Below are 4,675 nucleotides of genomic sequence, written 5' to 3' on the forward strand. Positions count from 1 at the left end.
GGCTCCACCAGAGCCTGGGCTACCGCACGCCGGCTGAAGTAGAAGCCGAATTTTGGGAGCACCACCCCAGTCGAGAAATAATGGAAATCAAGGCACAAGCCTAGGAACAAAACCCGGGGCACTTCACCCTCTGGGTTAATGGCTGCACATCGTCAAGCGGTACGGCGTTCGCGGGAGAAATGACCAACGCTTCAGTCATTGCATTTCGGTTCTTCTCGCTCGCTCCTACATGGTAAAAGTGCTCTGTGGTTCGCACCTCCCCGGACCAGGATTCGAGATGAGAATTCTCCCTGTATTCGTTTGAATGCCACATCGACAACGCGTATCCCGCATCGGAACCTTGCACGATTCGGGCTAGTAGGTCTGCTTTTCCGTGATCCCAGGTACTGAAGTACTCGTCATGTCGGTCGATATAGGGAGGGTCAAGGTAGATGAAGTCTCCCGCTTCGGCACAGTTGATGGTGTCGCTGAAGTCGGCTAGCTGAAACTGCCATTGTGGGTGTCGTGCGAGGAGCTTTTCGACCCAATGAACCTGATTGACAATTTTTGTAATGAGGGCAGGTTTGAATCGCTCTGGCTTGCGGCAAAACGGCACGTTGTATAACCCGCTGGAGTTAAACCGCATCATCCCGTTAAAGTTGCTTCGCTGGAGGAAAAGGAAATCGAGCGGGTTCGCTGTCGCATTAAATCGCTCGCGAACTTCGTAATAGTAGGAGTGTTTGTCTGCTGGTGTGTGGGCGAGTTTTGGGGCCTCTTCTTCGAGATAGTCTCGAACTTTCCATGCGGTGACTTCCCCAGACTGTATCGCTCTGTAAAAGTTGACAAGGTGTGGATTTACGTCCGAAAACACGGCCCGTTCAGGTGCGAGATTGAACCCAACAACCCCTGAACCCATAAATGGCTCATAATAAGTTCCGTTGCCATCCCAGGTGATGTTGGCGGCGATAAATGGGACGAGCTTGGTTTTGATTCCCTGAATTTTGATTGGTGGGACTTTCACCCGATACATGGCTGAAGGAAGACTCATGGGTGCACTTTCGTGTAGTCGTTTTATAGGTGGGGCGAGTGTATCAGTGAGGGCGGACATGAAACTTTAGTTATCCACAGTTGGCCGGATACCCGTCTACACTAAACTTCTCAACTAATTGTGGGAGGTTCTTCTTTTGTCTGTTTTCGAAACTCCAAAGCCGTTGCAGATCCCGTCGCGTGAAGCTCGCATTAGCTGTGTCACAGTTGAAGCGAGATGGTGGCTGAACGATGAAACAGATCTCTACAACACCCGCAGTGTCACAACGCATCAACAGGATCACGTCACACAAAACACTTACGGTCTCGACATCGCTGACACTATAAAAACAATTAGCAACAATCTCTTCACCTGCGGCTCATTTCCGCTACCCGAGACACGCGTACTGGCCGAGCGGGCAGAGCTCATCCACTGCCGGGTCGATGTCGACATCGAAGGGGAAATTTTTCCTGACGCCATTGTTTTCGAGATTCAGTACAACGGTGACAACGCACCATTGACAGCGACGTTCCACACCCGCAACGACATCCCTGAGGATCTAAATCGCTTCGGTGAAATCGTGACGGGTTTCCTTGCACTTGAAGATGTAGGGCAAGCGAGCTAGCACCATGAGAGGAGGGTGAGGGCGGAAATTGGGTGAAAACTCGCTTCACTCCCACAATCCTTTTTCCTTCATGTATCTACTAGAGGTTCGGAACCCGTTCTGCCCGTCTTCTCGGCGGGACAGGAATGCAGGATATTTTGCCCTCTGCATAACCCTTTAAGGATTTCGGCAGTCCGTCGCAGGTGCCAGCACCTGAGGGACGCGGCGTGTGTGTTTTCGGGTCAGAAACACCGGTCAAGAGCATAGGTGCTTTCGCCGCCTGGTGAAAAACGGCGGGCAAATATCCTACGAAATGACCTTTGACACGGTTTACAGGCCAAACGGATGATCGAATGCGGAGCCTTTCGCCAATACTACCTTGCAAATCCCATCCATAACCCCCGACCTATACGGTGCTGAAATCCCCTCCGAGTGCTCTTCCAACTCGTAATACCCAAAATTCAAAAACGAGCAACGCAACCTATTACGCACCGTCCCGACTAATGAACTGCTGCAACCCTTTCACTCCGTAATCAGGGATACTTTGACGATCCACACCAAATGTGTGACGCACCTCGATAACCATGTCAACAGTGTCACTAGCGAACACCTTCGGCACAGTGCTCGTAAGCTTCTTCGGGTCCAATGGCCGCTCAACGATCTGCCCACCAGCCAACTGATTCTGATCCCCCAAAAGGTGCTTACCATCGAAACTCAAAATGGTCCCCTCCGAACCATCCGAGTTAATCGTCGCGATAGTAATCAGTCGAATCTCAGTCATCGTTCGACCCACGTTCTTGATTGAGAATCGGAACTCTGCATGGTCCCTCAAAGACTCAATATCGGGCCGGCCATAGAAGAAAATGAAGTTGATATCCAGCACCGCCCCCTCCTTCTCCCACGCCTGTTTCGTAAACCGCAACGTCGCAACAGCAACCACCAACGCCGCCAACGCAACCACCAGCGACGCCCCCGACAACACCAACGCCGGCCACTGCGGAGAAGGAGCAGGCCAATTCGACACATCCACCGGAACAGGCAAAGGTACAGACGAAATCACAACCCACATCCTAAGCCAGCACACCCACCCCAAAGCACGGATAAAGCCCCGCCGAACCACAGCTCAACGGGGCACGAAACACCAACCTACGACGCTTGAGAACCCGCCATAATCAACGCCACAAACTCCCGCAAACCCAACACCTCAACCCTCGCATCATCCAGAAAATAACTCCTCCGCACACCCGCACTATCAGTCGTCACCACACACGCTGGGCTAACCGAATCATCCAATTCCACCGACGTTGAAACCACCTCATCAGACCACGGCACCGGCACCCAATCAGCACAATTTTTCACCGGATCAATGAAAAACCGTTTCCCGCCATCAAACTCGACAACAACCACCGCATCCGGGTCACGCATCAACCGAAAAGCCGCGGCCTCATCCAGCCCGAAACGCGACACAAACTCACGCACGTGCCCATCCCGCATCCATGCATCAATAGCTGTGTGAATCACTTTCGTGGCATCACGGCCCGACACAATATGCACATCTGTAGCAGTAGTTGACCATGAGCTAGCTTCACCCGTTCCACGCCGCATTAACCCAAACGTATTGACCCCATTATCAAAACGAACAGTTCTGACCATCCTCACCCAGCGACCGGCCTCACCATCAACGAACCCACCCATGAATCTGTGGCGTGGCCGGATCACCACGCGGACTTTCTTGCCATTACTTTGTTCTCCTGTGAACAGAATCGCCGCCGTTTCGTCGTGCTTCAAACGGTTCACCAACATCGCAATGTTTTCCATTTACACCTCACCTTCAATCGTTGCTTCTTGCTCGCGGAGAACCCGCACCACAGTTCTTGCCGCCGTGTGCAAATCGACTTCCTGCACCGGGCCGACGACATCAAACATCCTTGTTTCTCCCCGGTGTGAAGCGACAATGCGGCCATCTGAAACACGCTCAACCTGCCACCGCGAATCTTCACCACCGAAAGCAGGCCACAGCGTCAACACATTCAACTCAGGGTTAATCACCGCCAAACGACCATCACTCAGCGTCGCCCGCACAACCCAAAACTTCTCCGCCACAAACATCCCTCCTACGAACGCCCATCAACAACACGAAGCGGGCTAGTGTGCTGACCAAACAAATGCCGAGAAACCCAAACCTCATCAGGGTCAATCTCAGGGCGAAACGCCTCATATTTACGAAGCTGACGAATCCCCGCCACCGCACAGATCAACCAATCCGGTATCCGCAACTGCAGCAGTGTCACAATCCACGTCGCCCGCATCTTCCTCACCGTGGGGCGAAGAACACCGGGAACAGGCTGCGTCAGTGTTTTCGTGACAACAGCATCTGGGTGCCGGTTGGAAACATTCGGCCTCAGCACATACTCAGAAGCGTTTTCCGGTTTGAAAACGTGAAGTTGCTGCCCGTACGGGTCGAGCATCGGAATGACACGACCAGCAAGTAAAACAACCGCCCCTTGTTCATCGAAACGAATCTGGTTCCACCGAAGTTGCGACATTTCCGACGCGGTCAACCCTGCACCGAAACCGAGGGAAACAATCTTCTTCCGCTCATCCGCCACAATTCCCGCTGACTCAAAGGAGGCCCACGAGTGAATCAGTTCCTGCTCCCTTTCGCTATACGGGCCTGTCGGGTCGGAAGCGGGGTACGGGTTGTATTTCCTCGGGCCTTCCCACGTGTCGTTGAGGGCTTCCCCAATGCGTTTGAGAGTTTTACGTTTGTCGGATTTTGATGCCCGTGACACATCGAGAGATTGGATGTATTGCTCGATGATTTCATCGTCCAACAACACAGACGTCTCTAGCTCGTAGCCAGTGTCAACGCAGTACGCGGCAATCCCAGCAAGCGGGCCTGTTTATCTACGAAACTCAATATCGGGGTGTAATTCTGTGAAGTGCCCCAGGTTTTGTTCCGTTTGAGTAGATGGGAAAATCTTCGAACATGCCGAGAAAATTTGATCAGGATGCAAAGGACCGTGTGGTCCGCCTTGTAGAAGACCGCATCCTGGCGGAGAATA

6 protein-coding genes are annotated in these 4,675 nt (G+C 52.7%); 1 reads left to right on the forward strand and 5 read right to left on the reverse strand.

All coding sequences use genetic code 11. The annotated features are described in order from the left end of the window. Positions 1-100: 100 nt before the first annotated feature. Positions 101-1,027, reverse strand: a complete 927-nt coding sequence (locus tag DYZ02_RS11145; RefSeq protein WP_115686509.1) for a DNA adenine methylase — start codon at positions 1,025-1,027, stop codon at positions 101-103. Positions 1,028-1,145: 118 nt separating this feature from the next. On the opposite strand from DYZ02_RS11145, the gene DYZ02_RS11150 reads away from it, so the two are divergent. After that, positions 1,146-1,631 (forward strand): hypothetical protein, encoded by a 486-nt coding sequence (locus DYZ02_RS11150; protein ID WP_245945918.1) that lies wholly within the window; start codon positions 1,146-1,148, stop codon positions 1,629-1,631. A gap of 463 nt (positions 1,632-2,094) precedes the next feature. Here DYZ02_RS11150 and DYZ02_RS11155 read toward each other — a convergent pair whose 3' ends face one another. The 4 genes from DYZ02_RS11155 to DYZ02_RS11165 all read right to left on the reverse strand — a co-directional run bounded on the left by DYZ02_RS11155 (position 2,095) and on the right by DYZ02_RS11165 (position 4,450). Further along, complete coding sequence (locus tag DYZ02_RS11155; protein ID WP_115686510.1) at positions 2,095-2,670, reverse strand: hypothetical protein; 576 nt, start codon at positions 2,668-2,670, stop codon at positions 2,095-2,097. Between the two features lie 86 nt (positions 2,671-2,756). Next, positions 2,757-3,428, reverse strand: coding sequence for a hypothetical protein (locus DYZ02_RS11160; RefSeq protein WP_115686511.1), 672 nt, complete (start codon positions 3,426-3,428; stop codon positions 2,757-2,759). Beyond that, on the reverse strand, positions 3,429-3,713 hold the full coding sequence (locus tag DYZ02_RS11275; RefSeq protein WP_147291522.1) for a hypothetical protein: 285 nt from the start codon (positions 3,711-3,713) through the stop codon (positions 3,429-3,431). A gap of 11 nt (positions 3,714-3,724) precedes the next feature. Next, the gene (locus DYZ02_RS11165) at positions 3,725-4,450 is read right to left on the reverse strand and encodes an integrase (RefSeq protein ID WP_245945920.1); all 726 of its coding nucleotides are present in this window, start codon (positions 4,448-4,450) and stop codon (positions 3,725-3,727) included. Between the last annotated feature and the right edge of the window lie 225 nt (positions 4,451-4,675).

Source organism: Corynebacterium senegalense, assembly GCF_900411315.1.
Lineage (GTDB): Bacteria > Actinomycetota > Actinomycetes > Mycobacteriales > Mycobacteriaceae > Corynebacterium > Corynebacterium senegalense.

Coding starts and splice junctions, on each gene's coding strand:
- DYZ02_RS11160 (WP_115686511.1), bottom strand. CDS start 3,428: ATGGAAAACATTGCGATGTTGGTGAACCGTTTGAAGCACGACGAAACG.
- DYZ02_RS11145 (WP_115686509.1), bottom strand. CDS start 1,027: ATGAGTCTTCCTTCAGCCATGTATCGGGTGAAAGTCCCACCAATCAAA.